The organism is Nocardia sp. NPDC102475, assembly GCF_055584605.1.
The window spans coordinates 38,589-63,018 of the sequence record NZ_JBVJLS010000021.1; the positions used below are offsets into that span (position 1 = coordinate 38,589).

At 66.9% G+C, this 24,430-nt stretch carries 20 protein-coding genes; 12 read left to right on the forward strand and 8 right to left on the reverse strand.

Annotated features, from left to right (window positions below; all coding sequences use genetic code 11):
* Positions 1 to 71 precede the first annotated feature (71 nt).
* The 5 genes from ACZ60G_RS31890 to ACZ60G_RS31910 are packed head-to-tail and all read left to right on the forward strand — an operon-like array spanning position 72 to position 8,147.
* Positions 72 to 3,689, forward strand: a complete 3,618-nt coding sequence (locus tag ACZ60G_RS31890; protein WP_465814857.1) for an IniB N-terminal domain-containing protein — start codon at positions 72 to 74, stop codon at positions 3,687 to 3,689.
* 32 nt (positions 3,690 to 3,721) lie between these two features.
* Positions 3,722 to 5,587 (forward strand): dynamin family protein, encoded by a 1,866-nt coding sequence (locus ACZ60G_RS31895; RefSeq protein ID WP_465814858.1) that lies wholly within the window; start codon positions 3,722 to 3,724, stop codon positions 5,585 to 5,587.
* Positions 5,584 to 7,137 carry a dynamin family protein gene (locus ACZ60G_RS31900; protein WP_465814860.1) on the forward strand — a complete coding sequence of 518 codons (1,554 nt, stop codon included), beginning with the start codon at positions 5,584 to 5,586 and terminating at the stop codon, positions 7,135 to 7,137. The genes ACZ60G_RS31895 and ACZ60G_RS31900 overlap by 4 nt, the downstream gene beginning before the upstream one ends.
* The gene (locus ACZ60G_RS31905; protein WP_465814862.1) at positions 7,134 to 7,445 is read left to right on the forward strand and encodes a hypothetical protein; all 312 of its coding nucleotides are present in this window, start codon (positions 7,134 to 7,136) and stop codon (positions 7,443 to 7,445) included. The genes ACZ60G_RS31900 and ACZ60G_RS31905 overlap by 4 nt, the downstream gene beginning before the upstream one ends.
* A 60-nt stretch (positions 7,446 to 7,505) precedes the next feature.
* Positions 7,506 to 8,147: an HhH-GDP family DNA glycosylase gene (locus ACZ60G_RS31910; protein WP_465814864.1), complete on the forward strand. Its 642-nt coding sequence runs from the start codon at positions 7,506 to 7,508 to the stop codon at positions 8,145 to 8,147.
* A gap of 3 nt (positions 8,148 to 8,150) precedes the next feature.
* Here the strand turns inward: ACZ60G_RS31910 and ACZ60G_RS31915 are convergent, their stop codons facing one another.
* A complete protein-coding gene (locus ACZ60G_RS31915; RefSeq protein ID WP_063044829.1) occupies positions 8,151 to 8,423 on the reverse strand; it encodes a helix-turn-helix domain-containing protein in 273 nt (90 codons plus the stop codon).
* A gap of 66 nt (positions 8,424 to 8,489) precedes the next feature.
* Here ACZ60G_RS31915 and ACZ60G_RS31920 point away from each other — a divergent pair, with 66 nt between their 5' ends.
* A complete protein-coding gene (locus ACZ60G_RS31920) occupies positions 8,490 to 9,104 on the forward strand; it encodes an NUDIX domain-containing protein (RefSeq protein ID WP_465814866.1) in 615 nt (204 codons plus the stop codon).
* A gap of 3 nt (positions 9,105 to 9,107) precedes the next feature.
* On the opposite strand, the gene ACZ60G_RS31925 is transcribed toward ACZ60G_RS31920, so the two are convergent.
* From ACZ60G_RS31925 to ACZ60G_RS31935, 3 genes are all read right to left on the reverse strand, one after another.
* Positions 9,108 to 10,268: a zinc-binding dehydrogenase gene (locus ACZ60G_RS31925; protein WP_465814868.1), complete on the reverse strand. Its 1,161-nt coding sequence runs from the start codon at positions 10,266 to 10,268 to the stop codon at positions 9,108 to 9,110.
* Between the two features lie 146 nt (positions 10,269 to 10,414).
* Positions 10,415 to 10,711 carry a hypothetical protein gene (locus ACZ60G_RS31930; protein WP_387286570.1) on the reverse strand — a complete coding sequence of 99 codons (297 nt, stop codon included), beginning with the start codon at positions 10,709 to 10,711 and terminating at the stop codon, positions 10,415 to 10,417.
* A 1-nt stretch (position 10,712) separates the two neighbouring features.
* Positions 10,713 to 12,416, reverse strand: a complete 1,704-nt coding sequence (locus ACZ60G_RS31935; RefSeq protein ID WP_465814870.1) for an MFS transporter — start codon at positions 12,414 to 12,416, stop codon at positions 10,713 to 10,715.
* 116 nt (positions 12,417 to 12,532) lie between these two features.
* Between ACZ60G_RS31935 and ACZ60G_RS31940 the strand changes: the two genes are divergently transcribed.
* The gene (locus tag ACZ60G_RS31940) at positions 12,533 to 13,018 is read left to right on the forward strand and encodes a MarR family winged helix-turn-helix transcriptional regulator (protein WP_465814872.1); all 486 of its coding nucleotides are present in this window, start codon (positions 12,533 to 12,535) and stop codon (positions 13,016 to 13,018) included.
* Positions 13,019 to 13,020: 2 nt separating this feature from the next.
* Here ACZ60G_RS31940 and ACZ60G_RS31945 read toward each other — a convergent pair whose 3' ends face one another.
* The gene (locus ACZ60G_RS31945) at positions 13,021 to 14,682 is read right to left on the reverse strand and encodes an FAD-binding oxidoreductase (RefSeq protein WP_465814874.1); all 1,662 of its coding nucleotides are present in this window, start codon (positions 14,680 to 14,682) and stop codon (positions 13,021 to 13,023) included.
* Between the two features lie 342 nt (positions 14,683 to 15,024).
* On the opposite strand from ACZ60G_RS31945, the gene dnaK reads away from it, so the two are divergent.
* The 5 genes from dnaK (at position 15,025) to ACZ60G_RS31970 (ending at position 20,969) form a co-directional block, all read left to right on the forward strand.
* On the forward strand, positions 15,025 to 16,872 hold the full coding sequence (gene dnaK / locus ACZ60G_RS31950) for a molecular chaperone DnaK (protein WP_465814876.1): 1,848 nt from the start codon (positions 15,025 to 15,027) through the stop codon (positions 16,870 to 16,872).
* Positions 16,869 to 17,555 (forward strand): nucleotide exchange factor GrpE, encoded by a 687-nt coding sequence (gene grpE / locus ACZ60G_RS31955; RefSeq protein ID WP_387286561.1) that lies wholly within the window; start codon positions 16,869 to 16,871, stop codon positions 17,553 to 17,555. The genes dnaK and grpE overlap by 4 nt, the downstream gene beginning before the upstream one ends.
* Positions 17,556 to 17,579: 24 nt before the next feature.
* On the forward strand, positions 17,580 to 18,743 hold the full coding sequence (dnaJ, locus tag ACZ60G_RS31960) for a molecular chaperone DnaJ (protein ID WP_465814878.1): 1,164 nt from the start codon (positions 17,580 to 17,582) through the stop codon (positions 18,741 to 18,743).
* Complete coding sequence (locus tag ACZ60G_RS31965; RefSeq protein WP_465814880.1) at positions 18,743 to 19,144, forward strand: heat shock protein transcriptional repressor HspR; 402 nt, start codon at positions 18,743 to 18,745, stop codon at positions 19,142 to 19,144. Before dnaJ ends, ACZ60G_RS31965 begins: the two co-directional genes overlap by 1 nt.
* 655 nt (positions 19,145 to 19,799) lie before the next feature.
* Positions 19,800 to 20,969 carry an FAD-binding oxidoreductase gene (locus tag ACZ60G_RS31970; protein WP_465814882.1) on the forward strand — a complete coding sequence of 390 codons (1,170 nt, stop codon included), beginning with the start codon at positions 19,800 to 19,802 and terminating at the stop codon, positions 20,967 to 20,969.
* Positions 20,970 to 21,382: 413 nt separating this feature from the next.
* On the opposite strand, the gene ACZ60G_RS31975 is transcribed toward ACZ60G_RS31970, so the two are convergent.
* The 3 genes from ACZ60G_RS31975 to ACZ60G_RS31985 form a co-directional block, all read right to left on the reverse strand.
* Positions 21,383 to 22,159, reverse strand: coding sequence for an FAD-binding oxidoreductase (locus ACZ60G_RS31975; protein ID WP_465814884.1), 777 nt, complete (start codon positions 22,157 to 22,159; stop codon positions 21,383 to 21,385).
* A gap of 8 nt (positions 22,160 to 22,167) precedes the next feature.
* On the reverse strand, positions 22,168 to 23,325 hold the full coding sequence (locus ACZ60G_RS31980; protein WP_465814886.1) for an FAD-binding oxidoreductase: 1,158 nt from the start codon (positions 23,323 to 23,325) through the stop codon (positions 22,168 to 22,170).
* A 208-nt stretch (positions 23,326 to 23,533) separates the two neighbouring features.
* Positions 23,534 to 24,430, reverse strand: coding sequence for an LLM class flavin-dependent oxidoreductase (locus tag ACZ60G_RS31985; RefSeq protein ID WP_465814888.1), 897 nt, complete (start codon positions 24,428 to 24,430; stop codon positions 23,534 to 23,536).

A 24,430-nucleotide genomic window follows, 5' to 3' on the forward strand; every position in this document is an offset into this window, starting at 1 on the left:
GCGTCCCTAGCGTGAAATGCATTCCAACGACTGCGGATCGCGAGGGTCCGCTCATCCAGGAGATGATTTCGATGACACCCAACGCGATTCTGGAGTTCATTCTCAACCTGCTCCGTGACCACGAGGCCGCGGTGGGTTATTGCGCCAACCCCGGCCAGGCACTGGCAGCTGCCGGTTTGCCCGCCGTGACGCCGGAGGATATCGCCGCCGTCGCCCCCATGGTCGCCGAATCGGCCCTGATCGCGGGCGGCTCACAGCTGTCGGCGATCGTGGCGGCCGGTGGCGCCGGGGCGGTCGATGCCGGTGCCGCCGCCGGCGCCAATACCGCCGCCGCGGTTGGACTCGGTGCGGCCGCCGACGCGGGCGTTGACCTCGGCACCGATATCGACCTCGGCGCGGACCTGGGCCTCGGCGTCGGCGCCGGGCTCGACCTGGGTGCCGGGCTCACCGGCGCGATCGGCGCGGGCCTGGAGGCCGGAGCCGACCTCGGCGCCGGTCTCGGCAGCATTGTCGGCGCGGGCGCGGATTTGACCGCCGGCCTCGGCGGCGTCATCGGCGCCGGTGTACAGGCCGTGACGGGTCTCGGCGCTGCGCTGGGTGGCGCGCTCGGCGCGGGAGCGCAGGCCGGCGCCGATCTCACCACTGGTCTGGAGGGTGCACTCGGTGCCGGAGCACAGGTCGGAGCGGGTCTGGAGGGGGCTCTCGGCGCGGGCCTGAACGGCGGCGCGCAGGTGATTTCGGGCTTGGAGACGGGTCTCGGTGGCGCAGTCGGCGCGGGTGCCGATCTCGGTGCCGGGCTGAGCGGCGCCATCGGAGCGGGCACCCAGTTGGGTGCCGACCTCGGCGGTGCCCTTGGCGTCGGTGCCCAAGCGGGCGCTGACCTGGGCACAAGCCTTTCGACCGGCCTCAACGGCGTTGTGAATGCGGGCACGCAGGCCGGCGCGGGTCTGGAGGCGGGTCTCGGTGGTGCTGTGGGTGCGGGTGGTCAGGTTGGCGCGGATTTGGGTGCTGGTCTGGGTGGTGTGGTTGATGCGGGTGCGCAGGCCGCGACGGGCCTCGATGGTGCTGTGGGTGCGGGTGGTCAGCTCGGTGCGGATCTCGGTGCCGGTCTCGGCGGCACGATTGGTGCAGGGGCACAAGCGATTTCGGGTTTGGAGACCGGGCTCGGCGGCGCAGTCGACGCGGGCGCCGATCTCGGTGGCAGCCTGGGTGGCGCATTGGACGCCGGTGCCCAGGCATCGACCGGCTTCTCCAGCGCAATCGGCACCGCAGCCGACGCGAACGCCGATCTGTCCACAGGCCTGACAGGGGCGGTAAACGCGGGTGCACAGGCGGGCTCCGATCTGGGTGGCAGCTTGTCCACCGGTCTGGGTGGCGCTGTTGATGCGGGCGCCCACGTGGCGGGTGGTCTGGAGACCGGCTTGTCCACCGGAATCGGTGGCGCACTCGATGGTGGTGCGCAGCTGGGTTCCGAGCTCGGCGGCAGTGTGTCGACTGGTCTGGAGGGCGCGGCAGGTGCCGGTGCTGGCCTCGGCGGCGGTTTGTCCACAGGTCTTGGCGGCGCTGTCAGCGCTGGTACACAGGCTGGCGCTGATCTGGGTGGCAGTCTGTCGACCGGCCTGGGGGGCGCCGCGGGTGCCGGTGCCCAGGCGGGTGCCGACCTGTCCACGGGTCTGAGTGGTGCCGTTGGCAGCGGTGCGCAGGCGGGGTCCGATCTGGGTGGCAGCTTGTCCACCAGTCTCGGTGGTGCTGTTGATGCTGGTGCGCAGGCTGCTGGTGGTTTGGAATCCGGGTTGTCCACCGGAATCGGTGGCGCGCTCGATGGTGGTGCGCAGTTGGGGTCTCAGCTCGGTGGCGGTTTGTCGACCGGTCTGGAGGGCGCAGCCGGTGCCGGTGCGCAGGTTGGTGCTGACCTTGGCGGCGGTTTGTCCACAGGTCTGGGTGGTGCTGTTGATGGTGGTGCGCAGGCTGCAGGTGGTTTGGAAACCGGTCTGTCCACTGGAATCGGTGGTGGTGCGCAGTGGGGTTCTGAGCTCGGCGGCGGTTTGTCGACTGGTCTCGAGGGCGCGGCTGGTGCCGGTGCGCAGGTTGGTGCTGACCTTGGCGGCGGTTTGTCCACAGGTCTGGGTGGTGCTGTTGATGGTGGTGCGCAGGCTGCTGGTGGCTTGGAAACCGGTCTGTCCACTGGAATCGGCGGTGCGCTTGGTGCCGGTGCGCAGGCAGGTGCCGATCTGGGTGGTGGCTTGTCTACCGGTCTGGGTGGTGCTGTCGACGCAGGTGCTCAGGCGGCGAGCGGTCTGGAAGCGGGGTTGTCCACTGGAATCGGTGGGGCTGCGCAGGCCGGTGCGGGTGTCGGGGGTGGGTTGTCCACAGGGGCGAATGGGGTTGTGGATGCTGGGGCGCAGGCTACTTCGGGGATCGAGGGAGCTTTCGATGCGGGGGCGCATGCGGGAAGTGGGCTCGGGGGTGGGCTGGAGGCTGGGCTCGGCGGTGTGGTGGATGCCGGGGCCGGGCTCGGTGGCGGCGTGTCGAGCGGGGCTTCGTCCGCGATCGGCACCGGTGCTCAGGTGACGACGGGGCTGGAGTCGAGTTTGGCTACTGGTGCGGCGCTCGGTGCGGGCACTGAGCTCGGTGGCGGGTTGTCGAGCAGTCTCGGTGGTGCTCTCGGCGGCGGTGCGCAGGTCGGATCGGATCTCGGTGACGCTGGTGCGCACGCCACGTCCGGGTTCTCCAGTGCCATCGGTGGCGCGGCTGATCTGGGCGGCGGTTTGTCCACGGGTCTGGGCGGTGCGGTCGGCGCCGGGACGCAGGCCGGTGCGGGGCTGTCCACGGGGGTCGGCGCCGGTGCACAGGCTGGTGCTGATCTCGGTGGCGGCCTGGCATCCGGACTGAGCGGTGCGGTCGGCGCCGGCGCGCAGGCGGGCGCCGATCTCGGTGCGGGCCTGTCCTCGGGTCTGAATGGCGCTGTCGGCGTCGGTGCGCACGCAGGTTCGGAGCTCGGTGCGGGTGTGAGCGGTGCGGTCGGCGCCGGGGCGCAGGCCGGTGCGGGGCTTTCCACAGGTTTGGGCGGTGCCGTTGATGCCGGGGGCCATGCGGCTACCGGTCTGGGGACGGGGCTGTCCACCGGAGCCGGTGCGGCCACCGGGCTCGGCGGCAATGTGTCCACTGGAGCGCAGGGCGCCGTCGACGCCGGAACACATCTGGGGACGGGTCTGGAGACCGGTCTTTCCAGCGGAATCAGCAGTGGCGTCCAGGCCGGCAGCGGCCTGGAAACCAGCCTCGGCGGTGGCGCGCACGCCGGAACCGGTTTGGCCACAGGCCTTTCCACTGGTGTCGGTGGCTCGGCGGATGCGGGCCTCGGCGGCGGACTCTCGTCGAGCGTCGACTCCACGGTGCACTCCGGCGCCGCGGCACAGGGCACCGCAAACGGCGCCGCGGATCTGGGCGGTCACGCCGGTTCGGCACTGACCGGCGGCGCCGCCTCGACCGTCGGGTCCACCGCGAATACCTGGTCGTCGCTGGACGTTTCGAATGCCTTCGGTTCCGGACTCGACAGTTCGGCCGGTTCGCATCTGGACTCGTCGGTTACCGGACACAGCGATTCCAGCCTCTTCACCGATACTCATGCGGGTACCGATCTGGCCGGACATGCCGGCGGCGATCTGGGCGGCGACGCCTTCCTGCACTAAGAGGCAGCGGATATTCGTACGAAAGAGGTTCGATGGGGACACCCGCAGTCAATGCTCAACCGCCCGCGGTACCGCTGCTGACGGTATTGGGTGAAACCATCGCCGCGGCGCGCGCCGCGGGTCGCAATGATCTGGTCGGTCGCCTGGAAATGGCGGCCGACCGGGTCCGCGATCCGCGGCGCCGCATCGTGATCGTCGGACAGCTCGGTCAGGGCAAGAGTTGTTTCGTCAATGCCCTGTTGAATCTGGAGATCTGCCCGGTCGGCGATGACGCGACCACCGCTGTCCCGACCTTGCTTGCCCACGGTCCCGAACCGTATGCCGAACTGGTGCTGGCCGGTCCGAGCGGAACCGAGGAGGCGCGAGTTCCACTGCCGGTCGACGAGATCGGCATGATCAACGTCCGTACACCGCAGGCACACGGCCGACGAGTGCTGCGCATCGAGATCCAGCTCCCGAATCCGCTGCTGGCCGACGGCATCGTCCTGGTGGACACACCGGGCGTCGGCGGTCACGGAAGTGGTTATGCGGCAGGTGTACTCGGCCTGGTCGCGACCGCCGACGCGGTCCTGGTGCTCTCGGACGCCTCCACTGAACTCACCGAACCGGAACTGGCCTTCCTCCGGCAGGTCCGCGAACTGTGCCCGACCACCGCACTGCTGCTCACCAAGCTCGATCTGTATCCGCATTGGCGCCAGGTGCATCAGGCCGACGAAGGCCATCTGAGCCGAGCGCGAGTCGAGGTGCCGATCATCCCGGTTTCCGCGGTACTGCGCAGGCACGCGATGCTGTTGCAGGACCAGCAGCTCGGCGCCGAATCCGGCTTCGGTGTGCTGTATCAGTTCCTCCGCGAACAGGTCGTGGCCCGCGACCAGGCCGCCACCCTGCTCGCGGTGGCGCACGATATCCAGTCCGCCGCAGAGCATTTGGCGCTCGCGCTCGGCAGTGAACTGGTCGCACTGCGCGATCCCCGCCAGGGCGCGATGGCGGTCCGTGAGCTGCAGATCGCGAAGACCACCGCCGAGGATCTGCATCGGCGCACCTCGGCCTGGCAGCTGACCCTCTCCGATGGCATCACCGATCTGGCCGGCGATGTCGATCACGATCTGCGTGAGCGCCTGCGCGAGATCGCCCGAACCGGTGAGGAATGGATCGACAAACACGATCCGGGCCGCCATTGGGATCGGATTGCCGAATGGCTCACCGGCGATATCGACACCGCCCTCGGCGATAACCTGCTCTGGACGCATACCCGCGCCGTGGAACTCGCCGAGCGGGTCGCCGAGCATTTCACCGAGATCGGCATGGTCGAACTGCCCGATGTCAGCTCCGGCCTGCACACCGAGGACAGCCGCGCAGGCGGGGGCACCCTCGCCGATCTGGAGCCCGATATCGGTTTCGGCAGCAAAATTCTGGTCGGCATGCGGGGTTCCTACGGCGGCGTGCTGATGGTCGGGCTAGCGACCACCTTCGCCGGACTGGCGATGCTCAATCCGATCTCCATCGGTGCCGGTGTCCTGGTGGGCGGCAAAGCTTTCCGCGATGACAAGCAGGCCAGGCTGGCCCGGCGCCGCAACGAGGCCAAGGTCGCCATCCGGCGCTTCATCGATGACGTCGCCTTCCAGGCGGGCAAGGAATCCAAGGATCGCCTGCACCGCATCCATCGGGCATTGCGCGATCACTACACCGGCGTCGCCGAACGCAGCCTGCGCTCCATCGACGATTCGCTGCGGGCCGCGCAGGAGGCGGCGAATATGGAAACGGCCCGCCGGACCGAGCGCTGCGCGGTGCTCGATCGGCAGCTGCACATGGTCGCCGAGCTGCGACGCTATGCGGATGCTATGCAACCTGCCATCGCCGCGCCGCGGAAAGGGGCCGCCGGTACGGTAACCCCGTGAGAAGAGACGTGACCCGGCATGATGCTCGGCGGGCGCCCGGCATTGTCGCCGAGGCGCATCAGCTGGTCGCCGCGGCCAGGCAGGCATTTCCCCGTGAGCCGCGACCGCGTGCGCTGCTGGCCGATTGTGCCCGCCGCCTGGATCAACCGCTGCGGGTGGCGCTGGCGGGTTCGTTGAAGGCGGGCAAGTCGACTCTGCTCAACTCCCTGGTCGGCCAGGACATCGCCCCGACCGATGCGACCGAATGCACGCGCGTGGTCACCTGGTACCGCAACGGCTCGACCCCGAGCGTGACGGCCTACGCGCCGGACGGCTCGACGGCGAATGTGGTGGTGCGCCGCGGTAGCGGCACGCACGGGCTCACCTTCGACCTGGAACGACTGAACTGGAATGCGCCGGGCCCCCGCGAGGTGGACCACCTCGAGGTCGAGTGGCCCGCTGCCGCGCTGGCGAATACCACCATCATCGACACCCCGGGCACATCGTCGCTGTCGCGGGAAGTGTCATTGCGAACTGCGCGACTGCTCACGCCCGGTGACGCCGACGACATGGCGGCCGTCTCGATTCCGGGCGCGGATGCTGTGGTCTATCTGCTGCGTCGGCTCGACGATGCCGATGTCCGGTTCCTCGAACAGGTCGGTGCCGGAACTGCTGGTGCGCAGGGTATTTCGGGGCCGCTAGGTGTTATCGGCGTGGTCTCGCGTGCCGACGAGATCGGGGCCGGCCGAATCGACGCACTGCATTCAGCGCGCGACGTCGCGGCACGTTTCGCGGGCGAGTTGGAGCGAACGGGACTGTGCCAGGCCGTAATTCCGGTCGCCGGTCTGCTCGCATTCGCCGCGGCGACCCTGCGTCAGCAGGAATTCACCGCCTTCGAGGCGCTGGCCCGGGTGCCGGTCGACGAGCTGAGCGCCGCACTGCTCTCGGCAGATCGCTTCGCCCGCCCCGATATTCCGCTCCCGGTCCCGCCCGAACTCCGCGCCCAGTTAGCGGCACGTTTCGGCTTGTTCGGAATTCGCATGGCGGTCACCCTGATCCGTCTCGGTGTGCGCGACTCCGCCTCGCTGGCAGCGGAATTGACCAACCGCAGCGGTGTGGACGAACTCCGCTCGGTACTCGACGTCCAATTCGGCCAGCGCGCCGACCAACTCAAGGCGCACTCGGCCCTCACCGCCCTGGCCCGCGTCCTCACCGCATACCCCGGTACCCCCGCCGACCAGCTGCTACCCCGAGTTCGCACGCTGCTCGCCGACGTGCACGGTTTCGCCGAACTCCGCCTCCTCGGCCGCCTGCGCACCGATGAATTGGCCCTGCCCGCACCGGATCTCGCCGAACTACACCGACTGATCGGCGGTTCCGGCGTCGCCCCGCATCTGCGACTCGGCCTGCCGTTCGGCACCGACTCCGCCATACAGCGCGCCGAGGCCATGGCCGCCGTGCGCAAATGGCGTGCCCGCGCCCGCCACCCCCTGGCCGACCAGTTCACGACCACCGCCTGCCTCACCGCAGCCCGCAGCGCCGAAGGCACCCTCAGCCTGCTGCCGGAGTGAGCAGATCCGGTCAGGGCGCGGACCTGTCGCTGGTCGGCACCTACATCCTGGCCGGTGAGCTCGCCGCCGTGGGGGGTGATCACACCATCGCCTTCGCTCGCTATCGCGCGGAAATGCTGCCGATGGTGCGGGCCTGTCAGGCTTTCGCCGAGAGCGTCGGCAAATGGTATGCGCCGCCGCGCAATTCGATGATCCGCATGCGCAATCTCAATGTCCGTCTGCTGCCGTATCTGCCGTGGCGGGGTCTGATCGGCGGTGCTCCGCAGAAGGTCGCCCGCACGGTCGCCGCGAAAGATTACGCAGCGTAGTCGCAGGTGTGGACCCGCGACCCCTGGGTACGCCCCGGATATCGAACCCAGGAGCGTGCGATGACTCAAAAGAATGTGGTGAACGCTTTGCTGGACCGGGCGGGCACCGGCTACGCGGCCGAGGCCGGCATCACCCTGGCCGATAAACCCGCTCCGCTGTTCCAACTGCTCATGCTCGCGGAATTGCTCAGCACCCGGATCTCCGCCGATATCGCCGTCGCCGCGGCCAAGGAGCTGGTGAGAACCGGATATCGAACCCCGGACCGGGTCGCGGACGCCGACTGGCAGGAACTCGTCGACGCACTCGGGCGCGCCCATTACAAGCGCTACGACGAAAGTACGGCGTCACGCTTGGGTGCCAACGCGTCTCGCGTGCTCGACCGCTACGGCGGTGATCTGCGCAAACTCGCCGACGAAGCCGAGCACGAGCCGACCCGCGCCGCCGAACTGCTGCAACAATTCCAGGGCATCGGCCCGACCGGCAGCGATATCTTCTTGCGCGAAGTCCAGGACGTATGGACCTGGGCCCGTCCGCATTTCGACGAACGCGCGCTGCGCGGCGCCGAACGCGTCCGGCTTCCGAAGGATCCGGACCGCCTGGCCGATCTGGCCCCCGAAAACCACACCGCCGATCTGGCCGCGGCATTGGTGCGGGTCGCATTGGACCGTGAGATCGCCGATCAGGTGCTCGCGGCCACCTGAGGATCAGGTGATCAGCACCTGCACCCGCAGACCGGCCGCGGCGATCATGTTGACCAGCGCGTCCAGGCTGAACAGCTGCGTTCGGCCGCCGAGCAGATCGGAGATCCGCGCGGCGGTCACGCCTAGGTGCTCGGCGGCGGCGTCCGGACTCCAGCCCTGGGCCGCGATCCGGTCGGTCAGTTCGAATATCAACTGCGACCGCAGCCGCATGTTCTCGACGTCGCCTCGGATGTCGTCGATCGCATCCCACACGATGTCGAAGATCTTCTCGGCCATGCTTAGCCCACCTTCTCGAGCTGTTCGAGGACGTATGTGCGCTGCTGGTGTAGAAGTGGAGAGACCGTGCCCATCGTCGCAGCAGGTGCGGTCAAACGGCGGCAACTCCGCCGAACCCGCGTATTTCCGGACCCGGCGAAGGAAGGTCGTGAGGTGATGTCGGACCGTGACGCGAAACCGTTCGCCCAGGTGAGACTGGCTGCGGGGGCGCTATTCGTGCGCGGCGAGGACGTGCTGCTTGTCCATTCGGTCGATCGGGGCGGTTGGGACATTCCGGGCGGCATTGTCGGGCCCGCCGAATCGCCCGCAGCGGCCTGCCGCCGCGCGATCGGCGAAGAACTCGGCCTCGACCGCCCGCCGCAGCGCCTGCTCGTGCACGACTGGGCACAGAAACCCGCGGGCGACACGATCCTCTACATCTTCGACTGCGGCGAACTCGGCGACGAATCGGCCATCCAACTGCGGGCGAGCGAACTGGACCGCTGGCAGTGGGTCCGTGTCGACACCGTGGACACCTTCGCCCGGCCCGAGTTGTGCCGCCGCGTCTGGCAGGCCTTCCGGGCCCGCATGGAGGGCCACGCCGTCTACCTCGAGCACGGCCAGCCCGCGCTCAGCTACCCGGACACCGTGGCGCCCTCATGGCTCGATCGGCAGCCCGATCGTGACCGGCACCTCGGCTGAGCGTCAGGGCATCGTCGCCGTACTGGCCGGGTCGATCAGGATCTTCGCGTGCTGCTCCGGATCGGCCAGCGCGCTGAATGCATTATCGATACCGTCCAGCCCGACGGTTCCGGTGATCAAGCGGGCCGGATCGACCTTTCCGTCGGCGATCATATGCAGCGTGTCGCGGAATTCACCCGGGTCGTAGCCGAAGGCGAAGCGAAGTTCGATTTCCTTGTTGATGGCCATCGCCGGTTGGAAGCGGTCGGTCTCCATACAGACGCCGACCACGACAACGCGCGACAGCGGCGGTGCGGCCGCGAGGATCTGATCGATAATCCCCGGCACACCGACGCATTCGAAGATCACCGGACCCGCCGGACCCGCATCGAGCGAGTGCGCCAGCCGGAATACGTACCACCAGGGCAGATTCGGGATGCGGCGCAGCCGTTCCATGGTGTCGAAACCGAGGCTGAGAATATCGGTGACACCATTGATCTGCCTGCGCTTCGGCGCCGCCTCCCACGGGGATTCGGTCGCGGGATCGACGACGATATCGGCGCCGCAGCCGACGGCGAGTTCGCGGCGGCGCGGCGAGAAATCACTGGCGACGATCGTGCGCACGCCAGCCGCCTTCAGCATGCTGATAACGGCCAAACCGATGGGGCCGCAGCCGATTACGAATGCGGTCTGCCCTTTGCCGACTCGCCCCTTGCGTACCGCGTGCCAGGCGACGGCCATCGGTTCGGTGAGTGCGGCATGTTCGGCTGAAAGTCCGTTCGGGATCGGCATTGTCATGGATTCCTGCACCACCACCTGCTCGGCATACGCGCCGGGCGCGGCCGTCGAGAGTCCGGTCAGCTGCGGTGCGCCGTCGTGGCGCACGATCGGCAGTGCCACCACCGGCGTACCCGTGCGCCAGCGTTTGCGGCAGCCCGGCCCGTAATCGACTATCTCGCCACTGAATTCGTGCCCGAGCACCACGCTCTGCTCCGCACGCATGAATTGGTCGTATCCGGTGCGTGCGGCCAGCTCGGCCATCTCGTCTGCATGGGTGCGGGCATGCAGATCGGACCCGCAGATGCCGCACCGCGACACATTGATCAGCACCTGCCCGCGCCCGGGCGTCGGTGTCGGCAATTCCTCCACCGAAAACTTGGTATTGGTGACGACGGCGGCCCTCATAACGAACTCCTCGGATCGGCGGCGCGCGGTGAGGCGGCCGAAGCCTCCCCACGCCACCCTACTGCGCACATATAAGATGCAGCGGAAATGAGGGTCTGGCCTAGGACGGCGGTTCCCGCGGGGGTGCGGGAACCGCCGTTTGGCTACTACTGATGCTCCAGCGTCGGAATGACAACCTCGTTCAGATAATCCTCGATACCGCGACCGCCACGCTTGGCCTCGTGCACGGTGACATGCCGGTCGGCCGCTTTCCGCTTCAGTGCCGCACGCGAATTCGGTTCAACGCCACCACCGATGATCAGATCGGTGATCTCACCGGTATCGAGCACCCGCAGCGCCTCGGCGTCGGCGACGGTACCGACGGCGGTATAACCCTTGGCCCGCAACAATTCGGTGGCGGTGTCGACGACGGCTTGTTCGCGTCCGACGGCAAGTACTTTCAACTCAAACTCCTGTCGGTACCAGTTCCAGAGGATCGTCGATTTCGTGCTGCTCGAGCCGTGCATCCCTGGGGAGCACGAGGAAGCCGAGGCACATGACGGCCAGTAGGCCGATGCCGTACCACAGCGTGTAGCGGAAGGTGTTGGCGAAATTCACCGCATTGGCCCGTTCGCCCGCATCGGTGAGCACCTGTGCCACAGCGTAATTGCCCGCAGCGGAGCTCTGGCAACTGGCCGGGACCGCCGTCGGATCCACCTGTGCCGACCGATCATGAACGCAGGCAAGGAAATTCGCGATGATCTGGTCCTGTGCGGGTTCGGGAAGGCCGATCGTCGAGAGTTCGGTGCGCACCTGCGGCGTGACCGCCTCGACTCCGCGCGTCGAATCATGGTCCAGCTGACCGAAGAAGACCACGCCGACCAATGCGACACCGAGCGCGGTGCCGAGCTGCTGTCCGGTATTGAGCAGTCCGGACGCCGCCCCCGCCTCACGTGCGGGCACCTGACCGAGTAGCAGGTCGATGGTCGGCGCGACCACCATGCCGAATCCGACACCGGTGACGATCAGCGGAATCACCATCTGCCATGACGCGATCGACGCACCGTAATGGGCGGCCAGCCACCCGTACAGCGCGAATCCACCGGCATTCACCACACCACCGGCGACCAGCACGATGCGCCCGAACCGCGGCGCGAGCACACTCACCGAAACTCCGGCCCCGATGCCCGCGCCGACCGCGAAGAAGACTGCGGTGAGCCCGGCCCGCATTGCCGACCAGCCCAGCCCGGCTTGCATGAACAGCGTCCAGATCAGGAAGAACCCGCCGAGCCCGATCCAGAACAGCAGCCAGCTCGCGAGGCCGACGGTGAACGGGCGGGACCGGAACAGCTCCAGATCGATCAGCGGGGATCCGACGGTGCGCGCCCGCCGCCGCTCGAAGACGACGAATGCGCCGAAGACCACCGCGGCGCTCGCCATCATGACGAAAGTCCATGCGGGCCAACCCAATCGGCGGCCCTCGGTGAGCGGATAGGCCAGCAGCAGCACCGTGGAGATCGCCAGCGCCATGCCGATGGGATCCAGCCGCGGCGTAGCTGGCGAGCGGGAATCCCGCATGACGATGGTCGCGGCGATCAGCGCCGCGATCCCGACCGGCACATTGACCAGGAAGATCGGCCGCCAGTCCAGATCGAACAGATTCCATTGCACCAGCAGTCCGCCGAGTGACAGGCCGACCGCGGAGGCCGAGCCGCCGACACCGCTGTAGATCGCGATGGCCTTGGCGCGCTCTTCCTGCGGGAAGGTGGCCCGGATGATGGCGAGGATCTGCGGCACCATCAGCGCGGCCATCGCGCCCTGGACGAACCGGGAGGTGATCAGCATGGTCGGATCCGAGCTGAAGCCGCACGCGGCCGAGGCCAGCGTAAATCCGGTCATGCCGATCAGGAAGATCCGCTTGCGGCCGTAGATATCGCCGAGTCGGCCGCCGGTGATGAGCACCGCGGCGAAGGCGAGCACATACGCCGCGATGATCCATTCGATCTGCGAATACTGGGCGCCCAGATCGGTCTGGATGCTCGGTACCGCGACATTGACGATGGTGACGTCGAGTAGATCCATGAACCCCGCGGCAAGCACGACCGCGAAGGCGATCCAGCGGCGCGGGTCGAGTGGCGCGTCTGCGCCCGGAGAGATGTCGGTATCCACGAGAAGGCTCTTTTCGAATCGGTGGAGTAGGACGACATCTCAAACTATGCACATGAAGTGATTATCAATCAAGTGTGCAATCACTAAGAGTGCATTGACCGGGGTATGCTCGGTGCGTGACCGAACCGACCTTCGTGCCGCTGTCCGAGCACCCCGCCTTCCTGCTCGGACAGCTCGGGTTCCATGTCGCTGCGCGCTTCACCGACCTGCTCGCGCCGCTCGGCATCAGCCCGCGCCACTACGGCACGCTGCGAATATTGAGTGCCAACGATGGCCAATCACAGCAGCAGCTGTGCGAGGCGCAGCGGATCCACCGCAATGTGATGGTCGGGCTGGTGGACGAACTGGAGAAGCGCGGACTCGTCGAGCGACGCAAACATCCGACCGACCGGCGCGCACACGCGGTGTATCTACTTCCGGCGGCGCACGAGCTGCTCACCCGGGCCGAGACGATCGTGACCGGATTGGATGCCGATGTCACGGCGGCGCTCGAACCCGGCGAGCGCGCCACCCTGGTCGGCCTTCTGCAGCGCACCGCGGCGGCGAACGGACTCATCCCGGGCATTCACCCGGGCCTGTCCCGCCCGGTGGACAAGTGCTGAGCTCAGATCAGCACGCCGGGATTGAGGATTCCGGCCGGATCCAGCGCGGACTTGGCTGCCCGTAACGCATTCGCGAACGGGTCGGGGCGCTGGCGGTCGTACCAGGGCCGATGGTCTCGGCCCACCGCATGATGGTGGGTGATGGTCCCGCCCGCGGCCGAGAGTGCCTCGGAGACGGCGGCTTTGATGTCATCCCACTGCGCGATCGTACTGCCCCAGCGACCTGCGGCGTAGATTCCGAAGTAAGGTGCCGGACCGTCCGGATACACATGGGTGAAGCGGCAGGTCACCACGCCGGTGGCGCCGACAGATCGGATGGCCGCATTCGCGGCCTCGGTCACCGCTGCCTTCAGATTGTCGAATTTGTCCCAGGTGCAGGCGGTTTCGAAGGTTTCGGTGATCATCGAACGGGCCGCGAGGGCGTCGCGCTGATAGGGCATCCGCAGGAAAGACGAACGCCAGGTGTCGGCCGCGCCCGAACCTCCCTTGTGCTCGGTCGATTCGGTGTAGCGCGCGGGTTCGGGAAGGGTGCCGCCGTGGTCGGCGGCCAGGTCGAGTGCGCGTTCCATCCAGGTGCGCGTGGGGTGATCGGCGGATTCGAATCCGAGCACCAGCACACCGCCCCTCGTCGCGGCACCGGCATTGAGAAATGCCTCGGCCGGATCGAGCAGCCGGCAATTGGTCGGGAAGAGGCCGGACTGCGCGACGGCCTTGGTCGCCGCCACGGCCTGGGCGTAGTCGTCGAAGTGCACGGAAGCCGTTGCGCGCCAACGCGGCCGGTCCTGCAAGCGCATCCACGCCTCGGTGATTATTCCCAGTGTGCCCTCGGATCCGAGGAACATCCGATCCGGTGACGGCCCAGCACCCGATCCGGGCAGCCGCCTCGATTCGCTTGTGCCCGTCGGGGTTACCACTCGCATCGACTCGACCAGGTCATCGATATGGGTGTACAGCGTCGCGAAATGTCCACCGGCCCTGGTGGCCAGCCAGCCGCCGAGTGTGGAGAATTCGAAAGACTGCGGAAAATGCCGCAGGGTCAGATTCGCGCCGCGCAGTTGATCCTCCAGTGCCGGACCGAAGACTCCGGCCTGAATTCGCGCCGCCCGGCTGGTGCGATCGATCTCCAGCACCCGATCGAGCCGACCGAGGTCCAGACTGATCGCCCCCGCGAATCCGGTCGACCGTGCGGGCAACCTCGGCTCGACCCCGCCGACCACGGAAGTTCCACCCCCGAACGGGATTACCGCGATATTCGCCCCGGTCGCCCAGTCGAGCACGTCGACGATCTCGCCCTCCGTGCGCGGCCGAACGATCAGATCCGGCACATTGCGCACCTCACCGAGCAGATTGCGCACCACATCGCGAAACGCCTGACCGTGCGCGTGCGCCGCCCGATCGGCCGGATCCGTCGACACCAGCTCGGCGAGCGAATCCGGCGCGCTCACCCGCGGTTCGGGCAGCCCGAGCGATTCGACCGACGGCGGTTCGTGTGGTGAGAGATCCGCACCGGGCAGAATCGCCGCGACCCGCGCCGTCAGTGCGTCCCGCTCCGCGCCGACGACCGCGTCCTCGATATTGCCCCAGCCCCACCAGGACCGCGTCTTCGTCGGCACATCCACTCCTCTCGGCGGATCGACGGCGCTCGACACCGCCGTCACCGCCATCCTCGTGGACCACCGGATCCACGGGCAACCCGCTTCAGGTGCCCCGGGGTGGACGGAATCGGGGCATCGGGAATAGAACCGCGTGGGCCGTCGGTTGAGCTCATCGACAGTGTTGAGTGTGTTCGGCTCAAGTTTCAGTTGACGCCCGGTGTCGAATGGGTGCAGGATTGAGCCGACCACGCTCAGCGTTGCTGGGACCGTGCTCCGTGAGGTGCTTGGGGCGAGGTCTCGTGGCACCCGACCCGGTTGACCCGGGCGGATGTCGCAGAGCGGGCAGATCGCCCGAAAACCGCGATTACCCAGCACCGACACAAGAAGTTACGTCAACTAGGAGGAACCACCATGGCTCGTGCGGTCGGAATCGACCTCGGGACCACGAACTCGGTCGTCGCCGTTCTCGAAGGCGGCGAGCCGGTCGTTGTCGCGAACTCTGAAGGATCGCGCACCACCCCATCGATCGTCGCGTTCGCCAAGAACGGAGAGGTTCTGACGGGTCAGCCCGCCAAGAACCAGGCGGTCACCAATGTCGACCGCACCATCCGCTCGGTCAAGCGCCACATCGGCACCGATTGGTCGGTGGCCATCGACGACAAGAAGTACACCGCGCAGGAGATCAGCGCGCGCGTGCTGATGAAGCTGAAGCGTGACGCCGAGTCCTACCTGGGCGAGGAGATCACCGACGCGGTCATCACCGTGCCCGCGTACTTCGAGGACTCGCAGCGCCAGGCCACCAAGGAGGCCGGTCAGATCGCCGGTCTGAACGTGCTGCGCATCGTCAACGAGCCCACCGCGGCCGCACTCGCGTACGGCCTGGACAAGGGCGACAAGGAACAGACCATCCTGGTCTTCGACCTCGGTGGCGGCACCTTCGACGTCTCGCTGCTGGAAATCGGCGAGGGCGTCGTCGAGGTCCGCGCCACCTCCGGCGACAACCACCTCGGTGGTGACGACTGGGACGAGCGTGTCGTCAGCTGGCTGGTCGACAAGTTCAAGGCCAGCGCGGGCATCGACCTGACCAAGGACAAGATGGCCATGCAGCGCCTGCGTGAGGCGTCCGAGAAGGCCAAGATCGAGCTGAGCTCGAGCCAGAGCACCTCGATCAACCTGCCCTACATCACCGTCGACGCCGACAAGAACCCGCTGTTCCTCGACGAGCAGCTGACCCGCGCCGAATTCCAGAAGATCACCTCGGACCTGCTCGACCGCACCCGCGCGCCGTTCCAGTCCGTGATCAAGGACGCAGGCATCAATGTCGCCGATATCGACCATGTCGTGCTCGTCGGTGGCTCGACCCGTATGCCCGCCGTCTCGGACCTGGTCCGCGAGCTGACCGGCGGCAAGGAGCCCAACAAGGGCGTGAACCCGGACGAGGTCGTCGCCGTCGGCGCCGCCCTGCAGGCCGGTGTGCTCAAGGGTGAGGTCAAGGACGTCCTGCTGCTCGATGTCACCCCGCTGTCGCTGGGTATCGAGACCAAGGGCGGCGTGATGACCAAGCTCATCGAGCGCAACACCACCATCCCGACCAAGCGCTCGGAGACCTTCACCACGGCCGACGACAACCAGCCGTCGGTGCAGATCCAGGTGTTCCAGGGTGAGCGCGAGATCGCCTCGCACAACAAGCTGCTCGGCTCCTTCGAGCTGACCGGCATCCCGCCGGCCCCGCGTGGTGTGCCGCAGATCGAGGTCACCTTCGACATCGACGCCAACGGCATCGTGCACGTGACCGCCAAGGACAAGGGCACCGGCAAGGAGAACACGATCAAGATCCAGGACGGCTCGGGCCTGTCCAAGGAGGAGATCGACCGGATGGTCAAGGACGCCGAGGCGCACGCCGCCGAGGACAAGGCCCGCCGCGAGGAGGCCGAGACCCGCAACCAGGCCGAGTCGCTGGTGCACCAGACCGAGAAGTTCATCAAGGAGAACGAGGACAAGGTCCCCGCGGACGTCAAGACCAAGGTCGAGGCGGCCATCGCCGAGGCCAACGAGGCGCTCAAGGGCACCGATATCGCGGCCGTGAAGTCCGCGGTGGAGAAGCTCGCGACCGAGTCGCAGGCGCTGGGTCAGGCGATCTACGAGGCATCGGCCGCCGACCAGGCCGCGTCCGGCAACGGCGCGTCGAGTTCCGCAAGCGATGACCAGGTCGTGGATGCCGAGGTCGTTGACGAGCCGGTCGACACGGAGAAGAAGTGAGCGACGGAAACTCCGAACAGGAGCCGATCACCTTCGTCGACAATCGCAAGATCGATCCGCAGGAGCGGAGCCCGCGGAGCGACCAGACGGCGCAGGCCGGTGAGATCCGGGAACCGGCGGCGGAACAGTCTGCCGCCGGGCCCGGTCCCGAAGCCGGGAACGGCACCGAACCCGTCATCGGTTCCGATGAGGGCGCCGAGATCCTGGCCGAGGCCATCACCAAGGAACTGGCCGAGCGCACCGCCGACTTGCAGCGGCTGACCGCCGAATACGCCAACTACCGGCGTCGGGTCGAGCGGGACCGCCAGGCCACCATCGATTCGGCCAAGGCGGCCGTGGTCTCCGAATTGCTCGGTGTACTCGACGATCTCGATCGTGCGCGGGCGCACGGCGATCTCGATGCCGGACCACTCAAGTCGGTCGCGGATAAGCTCGCCGACGCGCTGCACAAGCAGGGGCTGCAGGAATTCGGTACGGAGGGTGAGCCTTTCGACCCGACCCTGCACGAAGCCGTGCAGCACGAGGGCTCCGGACACGATCCGGTAATCGGCCTTGTCATGCGCAAGGGCTATCGGTTCGGCGATCGAGTGCTTCGGCACGCGCTCGTCGGGGTAACCGATGGCGTGGCCGATCTGGTCGAAGAAGAGGCATCGGATGCTGATGCCAATGCGAACAACCAATAGGAACCCGAGAGGAGGAGATGCCCGGTGAGCCAACGGGAGTGGATCGAAAAGGACTTCTACAAGGAGCTGGGTGTCTCCTCCAGCGCCTCGCAGGACGAGATCAAGAAGGCGTACCGCAAGCTCGCCCGTGACCTGCATCCGGATGCCAATCCCGGCGATACCAAGGCCGAGGAGCGGTTCAAATCCGTCAGCGAGGCGCATGCCGTGCTGTCGGATTCGGCCAAGCGCAAGGAATACGACGAGACCCGAAAGCTGTTCGCCGGTGGCGGATACGGGCGCGGTGGCTTCACTCCCGGTGCGGGCGGCGGCTTTTCGCAGGACTTCAATATCGGGGACATCTTCGGCCAGGCGAGTGCCGGCGACGGTGGCCTCGGTGACCTGCTCGGCGGCCTGTTCAACCGGGGCGGCGCGCGCACCGCGAGCCGTCCGCGCCGCGGCGCCGATGTGGAGACCGAGACGACCCTCGGCTTCCGCGAGGCCGCACAGGGTGTCACGGTTCCGCTGCGGATGACGAGTCCGTCGCCGTGTACGACCTGTCACGGCAGCGGCGCCAAGCCGGGGACCAGCCCGCGAGTCTGCCCCGTCTGCAATGGCAACGGCGTGATCAGCCGCAACCAGGGCGCGTTCGGCTTCAGCGAGCCGTGCGACGAATGCCGTGGTAGCGGTTCGATCATCGACGATCCGTGCGTCGATTGCCACGGCAGCGGCATCCAGAATCGGACCCGCACCATCACGGTGCGGATTCCCCCCGGTGTCAGCGATGGGCAGAAGATCCGGCTGGCCGGACAGGGCGAGGCCGGACTGCGTGGTGCGCCCTCGGGTGACCTCTATGTGACCGTGCACGTCAGCCAGGACAAGGTCTTCGGCCGCAACGGCGACGACCTGACCCTGGTGCTGCCGGTCAGTTACAGTGAATTGGTGCTGGGCACAACGGTTTCCGTGCCCACGCTGGAAGGGCGCGTCGGTGTCAAGGTGCCTCCGGGTACCGCGGACGGTCGCATCCTGCGGGTGCGCGGCCGGGGCGTGCCCAAGCGCGGTCCCGCAGGCGGGGCGGGCGATCTGCTCGTCACCGTCAAGGTGGCCGTGCCGCAGAAGCTGGACGACAATGCCGCCGAGGCGCTCAAGCGCTACGCGGAGGCAGAGAAGACCAGCGGGTTCGATCCACGTGCGGGATGGGCAGGTGCGTGATGTCCGATAATCCGAAGCAGGCGTCCGGCGGGGCGTCGCGGGCGGAGTTCTTCATGATCTCCGTGGCGGCCCAGTTGGCGGGGATGCACGCGCAGACACTGCGCACGTATGACCGCCTCGGACTGGTTACGCCGCAACGGACTTCGGGTGGCGGTCGACGTTATTCGGCACGGGACGTCGAACTGCTCCGCGAGGTGCAGCGGCTATCCCAGGACGAGGGGGTCAACCTGGCGGGCGTCAAGCGCATCATCGAACTCACCAATCAGGTCGAGGAACTGCAACAGCGCGTCGCCGAGATGTCGGCCGAGCTGGATCGGCTGCGCACGGGGTATCGCCCCGATCTCGCGCCGCCGCAACGCAGTACCGCACTGGTGGTGTGGAAGCCGCGCAATAGGCGCTGACAACCGCGAAAGGCTCCGGGATTCGGTTTCGGCCGAGCCCGGAGCCTTTTGTCATTTCGTGCCGATAAGTGAATGCGTTATTTCGCGACGCCGAATAGGGTTGCGGACCCGAATAACCGCCGGCAGCGCTCGAGCAAACTCCGGAATCGGGTTTCATTACCCGACAACCGGTTCAGCCCCTCGTGGGTGTCGGCATGTGGTTCGGCAGGGTTGCCAACGATGTGCCGAGCTGCGAAGTTTGCTGTGGCCCTTGCTTCGGCAAACAATGTGCCGGATCGCGCCGCCGATTCCGTCGGTCGCCAGGTCGGCCGACGCCTGCGGTTTGCTCGAGCCGGATGGGTGGTCCGGGATGGCGGGTTGCCGCGCGATCGCTCCGAGATACCGGATGGGATGAATCTTGCAAACCGGGCCATCCGAATTCGGTGAATATATGACGGATTTCGCCGTCGTGTTCGTTCTTTCGGTTTGTTTTCAAGGGTTTTCGTAGTGCGGTTCCTCGTTTCGGGGGAATTACATACGTGATGTTTATGCGACTGATACCGCGGCTGGCAAACCTCGCCTACACTCGTTACGCATCGGCTGCTGTCGAGTGTCCCGCAGCACCTCACTCGCCGGCACGGGTTTGTGTTCGAGTGCAAAAGGGGTTGTGACACAAATGGACTCGCGGACCGTCGCTTTGATAAGAACAACGTTCAAGGCGGTTGCTGCAGAGGAGGGGGGTCCGGCCAAGCTGGCCAGTTCGTTCTACGCAATTCTGTTCACGGACTATCCCGCCGTCCGGGATTTCTTCCCCGCAGCGATGGATTCCCAGCGTGACAGATTGGTCAAGGCCATCTCCTACGCGCTGGATCGGCTCGAGGAGCCGAATAAGTTATTGCCATTCCTCGCCCAACTCGGGCGCGATCACCGCAAGTACGGGGTGCAGGCCGCGCATTACACCGCCGTGGCGACCTCGTTGAAGTCCGCGATGCGGATCTTCGCCGGCACCGAGATGTGGACCGACGAGGTCGACCGGGCCTGGGACGAGGGCCTGAAGATCATCGGCGACACCATGATCGGCGCGGCCGAACAGGAATCGGCGCCGCCGGTCTGGAGCGGGACCGTCGTCGAGCGCCGCGAGGTCCTGCGCAATCTCGCCGTGGTGCGGCTGCAATTGAATCAGCCGATGCAATATGCCGCCGGCCAGTACATCAGCGTGCAGATCCCGGCCCGGCCGCGCATGTGGCGCTATCTGTCCCCGGCGGTGCCCGCGAATGCGAACGGGGAGATCGAATTCCACATCCGCGGGGTGCTCGGCGGCTGGGTCAGTCCGGCCATCGTCGGCCACACCAATATCGGTGACCAGTGGCTGCTCGGTTCACCGCTCGGTGGACTCGGCGTGCCGCGCAATGTGAAACGCAAAATGCTGATGGTCGGCTGCGGTACCGGCATCGCACCCCTGCGCGCCCAGCTCATGGCGATGGCACAACGGCGCGTCAATCCGCGGGTGCATCTGTTCGTCGGCGGCCACCACCCGTGTGACCTCTACGATCTGGAGATCCTGAGCCAACTGGCCACCGCCAATAAATGGCTCACCGTCACGCCGGTCACCGAGAGCGATGAAAACCCTTGGTGGTACCTGGATTCCGGCGACCCGGAGCACACCTGGCCGGGACTGGAAGCCCGGATGACCGGCCAGATCGGCAAGGTCGTCGCGAGCTACGGCTCCTGGTCCGACCGGGATGTGCAGATCGTCGGATCACCCTCGATGGTGCAGACCACCAAGTTCCGCTTGATGGCCGCCGGAACGCAGACCAAGAACATCCGCCACGATCCGCTGTTTTGATTGGCCGCGCCTTCGGCGCGGCGTGTGCTCGATCTTTGGCCGCGTGGCCGCGGCGTGTTCGCGGCCCCCTGGTGTCTCGCGTCCGACCCTTTCGAGCGACCTGCAAGCAGTCGCTAGCGGCGCCGTCGAGACATACGACTGCGTCGTATGCGCTTCGACGACTCGGCTGTGTTCGATGGCCGCGCCTTCGGCGCGGACGCGAGACGGGCCGCGAACTCCTCGCTCGTAAGACTCGCTCCGGACGGGGGACCAGTGCTTGAACAGCCCCTGATCGGGTGCCGCGTGCTGTGGCGTTGATTGCAGCGCCTTCGGTGCGGCAGGTTCGCGGGCTCTGTCTGATTGCGGCGCAGCGTGTTCGCGACCCCTGGCGAACCTCGCTCGTAAGATTCGCTCCGTGGTGGTCGGGCCGTCGATCAAAGCCCCTCGAATTGTATTGCCGGAGCAGGAGTTCCGGTCTCGACAAGCCGATCCAGAGTTACGCGGACCATATTGGGTGAACCGCAGACAAGCACCTGATGGTGGTCGAATGCGCCGTGTGAACCGACGACATCGGCGAGCGTGCCGAAGAGCATATCGTCGAGCGGGAAGCCGATATCCACGCGCGACTGCTCGTACCATTCGTCGACCCAGCCGGGATCCTCCGGACCCTCGATCACGGGAATCACCGTGAGCCAAGGCAATTCGTTCGAGAGCAGGAACAGCATGTCATCGGCGTAGAGGTCGCGCGGGGAGCGCCCGCCCACGAACAGGTAGGTGGGCGGCGGATCCTCGTGACGGGCGAGATCGAGAATCTGGGAGCGCATCGGGGCCAGCCCGGTGCCGCCCGCGATCATCACCACCTCGTCGCCGTACGGGTCGACGGCGAGAGTGCCGAGGGGAGCGCTGATCTGCCATTCGTCGCCCGCGTGGGTGTCGGCGACGATACTGCCGCTGCACCAGCCGCCCGGCACCGTGCGCACGTGGAATTCCAGCTTGCCGTCCAGCGACGGCGGCAGCGCGGGCGAGAGCCGACGTCGCATCCCCGGATGCTGCGGCACCCGGACCTCGACCGACTGTCCCGCGAGAAACGGGACGTACTCACCGATCAGACGGATAACCGCGATGTCGTGGCGCAGCCGGTGATGACCGACGACGGTCGACTTCCATTCGGGCGCCGCACCATTGCCGTGCGGGCTCGGATCAATTGTCATTACTTCTCTCACACGGGATCTGAGCTGATTACCGACTCGGGGGTGCCCACCGCCATCAGTGCGCGGCGGGTGTCGGCGATCATGCGGGCCGAACCGGCGATCTGGATCTGCCGGTCGGACCATGAACCGAAGCTGGCGACGACCGCGCCCAGATTTCCGATCAGGCGGCGGTGCATGCCATACGGCTCGTCCTGTGGTGGATGCGGATACCACCACGGGTTGGTCTTCTGCTCGCAGACCGGGACCACGGTGAGCCACGGATTGCTCTGCGAGAGCTGCCACATATTCTCCACGTCGTACAGATCGCAGGGGTAGCGACCGCCGATGAAGAAGTGCACGCGCGGATTGATCCCGCGCTGACCCATCTCGATCAGCTGCGCGCGCAGCGGGGCGATGCCGGTGCCTGCACCGATCAGCAGCACGTCACGGCCGCTGTCGCGATCGATGTGCAGACCGCCGAGCGGACCCGCGATCATCCACCGATCGCCGACCCTGGTCTCGTTGACGACGGCCGGGCTCACCCAACCGCCGCGGATCTTGCGCACGTGGAATTCGATCTCGCCGTAGGGATTCGCGGGAATCGCGGGCGAGAGATAGCGCCACATCTTGGGGCGCTGGGGCAGCGAGATCGGTACGTACTGCCCGGCCTGATACGGAATCGGGCTGTCTGTCTGCAGCCGCACGATGGCCAGGTCCTCGAGCACCCGGCGATGGCCGACCACGGTCGCATCCCAGTACGGCTGCGATTTGTCGGAATTGGCGCCGATGGCCATGGAGGCGGAGATGAGGATGGTGATATCGCGCCAGCCCTCCTCGAGCGCGCGATTCCACATCGGACCGTTGAAGACCCGGAAGGCGGCCAGCAGCGCTCGCCCCGCGATGTCGTAGTGCGCGGCGATGACACCGTACTTGCGGTGATCGCGCGCCAACTGTTCCAGGAACCTCTGGGCCCGCTCCCAGTCCTCGAGATTGTCGAGCACGTAATGGATGGCGGTCACCACCCGCTTGGCCTGCATCTCCATCGCGGGCGGGAACAATTCCCGCAGCTGCGGCTTCTCCGCAAACAGGTGACCATAAAACGCACTGATCAACCGCTCGGGTCCGTTCGGTGACTCGATCACCGCTCGGAAGTTGGCGCGGACCAGCGCTGCCGAACGCGCATCCACGACGTGGAGCTTCCTTTCCCTCAAAATCTGCCCAGGGACATATCCGTAACCGGCGGTCCTCCGCCGACAAGTATCCCTGAAAATCACATGGTCGTGTGGGTATGGCCGATCACGCCCGCGCTCACGGGTAATCCGTGGGCAAATCGGGGCTGCTCTGGGCCGGACATGCAGGATATCGCGACCTCGCTCGCTCCGGGTTACCGCCGGGTCAACTGGTGACGTTCGCGCGCACCGCGGGCGCGACCAATTCGGCGTAGCGATGCACCTGGTCGACGGGGTCGCCCTCGGTCGGCCAGAAGATGAAGCCGTCGATGCGCTGGTCACGATGCAGTGTGGATAAATCGTCCACCCAGCGCTCGGGCGGGCCCTCCAGGAAGCCGTAGTTCGTACCGTCGGCGGTGATGGTGCCCGAGAGGTTGTAGACCCGGCGGATGGCGCGCGGATCGCGGTGCGCCGCGGCGGCGGCATCGTCGATGCGCTTACCCGCCTCGGTCAGGAATTCGGGTGGGGCCCAGGCCGCCGAGGGCAACCAGCCGTCGGCGCGCTGTCCGGTCAGGGCGAGCATGCGCGGCCCCTTCGCGCCGAGCCAGATGCCTGGCTCGTGCTGCGGCTGCGGTCCGGGGTGGGCTCCGGCGAGCAGATGGTAGGTGCCGGGCACCCGGACCGAACGTTCGTCGCTCCACATGGCCCGGATGACCGCGATGCCCTCGGCGAGCGCCTGGACCGATTCGCCCGCGCTCAGGTGGTAACCGCCCATGGCGGCGATGGCGGCCCAGAACGCGCCCGCGCCGAGTCCGAGGTGGATCCGGCCGCCGGTCATGATGTCGAGGGAGGCAACGGATTTCGCGAGTACCGCGGGATTGCGCAGTGGCAGGTTGGCCACATCGGGGAAGAAGGTGAGTCGCTCGGTCCGCATGGCCAGGCCGGTGATCAGGGTCCAGGTGTCGAGGAAGCGTCGCTGGTAGGGATGGTCTTGGACGCCGATCAGGTCGAGTCCGGCGCTTTCGGCATATGTCGTCAGCTCGGTGAGCTGCTGGTAGTTATCGGCCTCCGGAATCAGGAAGAGGCCGAATTCAGGTGGGCGTGAGCCCTTTTTGCGGCTCAC

Excerpts from the sequence above, each read along its gene's own strand:
- ACZ60G_RS31890 (WP_465814857.1), top strand. The coding sequence starts at position 72 with ATGACACCCAACGCGATTCTGGAGTTCATTCTCAACCTGCTCCGTGAC.
- ACZ60G_RS31895 (WP_465814858.1), top strand. The coding sequence starts at position 3,722 with ATGGGGACACCCGCAGTCAATGCTCAACCGCCCGCGGTACCGCTGCTG.
- ACZ60G_RS31910 (WP_465814864.1), top strand. The coding sequence starts at position 7,506 with ATGACTCAAAAGAATGTGGTGAACGCTTTGCTGGACCGGGCGGGCACC.
- ACZ60G_RS31915 (WP_063044829.1), bottom strand. The coding sequence starts at position 8,423 with ATGGCCGAGAAGATCTTCGACATCGTGTGGGATGCGATCGACGACATC.
- ACZ60G_RS31925 (WP_465814868.1), bottom strand. The coding sequence starts at position 10,268 with ATGAGGGCCGCCGTCGTCACCAATACCAAGTTTTCGGTGGAGGAATTG.
- ACZ60G_RS31945 (WP_465814874.1), bottom strand. The coding sequence starts at position 14,682 with ATGGCGGTGACGGCGGTGTCGAGCGCCGTCGATCCGCCGAGAGGAGTG.
- dnaK (WP_465814876.1), top strand. The coding sequence starts at position 15,025 with ATGGCTCGTGCGGTCGGAATCGACCTCGGGACCACGAACTCGGTCGTC.
- ACZ60G_RS31965 (WP_465814880.1), top strand. The coding sequence starts at position 18,743 with ATGTCCGATAATCCGAAGCAGGCGTCCGGCGGGGCGTCGCGGGCGGAG.
- ACZ60G_RS31970 (WP_465814882.1), top strand. The coding sequence starts at position 19,800 with ATGGACTCGCGGACCGTCGCTTTGATAAGAACAACGTTCAAGGCGGTT.
- ACZ60G_RS31975 (WP_465814884.1), bottom strand. The coding sequence starts at position 22,159 with ATGACAATTGATCCGAGCCCGCACGGCAATGGTGCGGCGCCCGAATGG.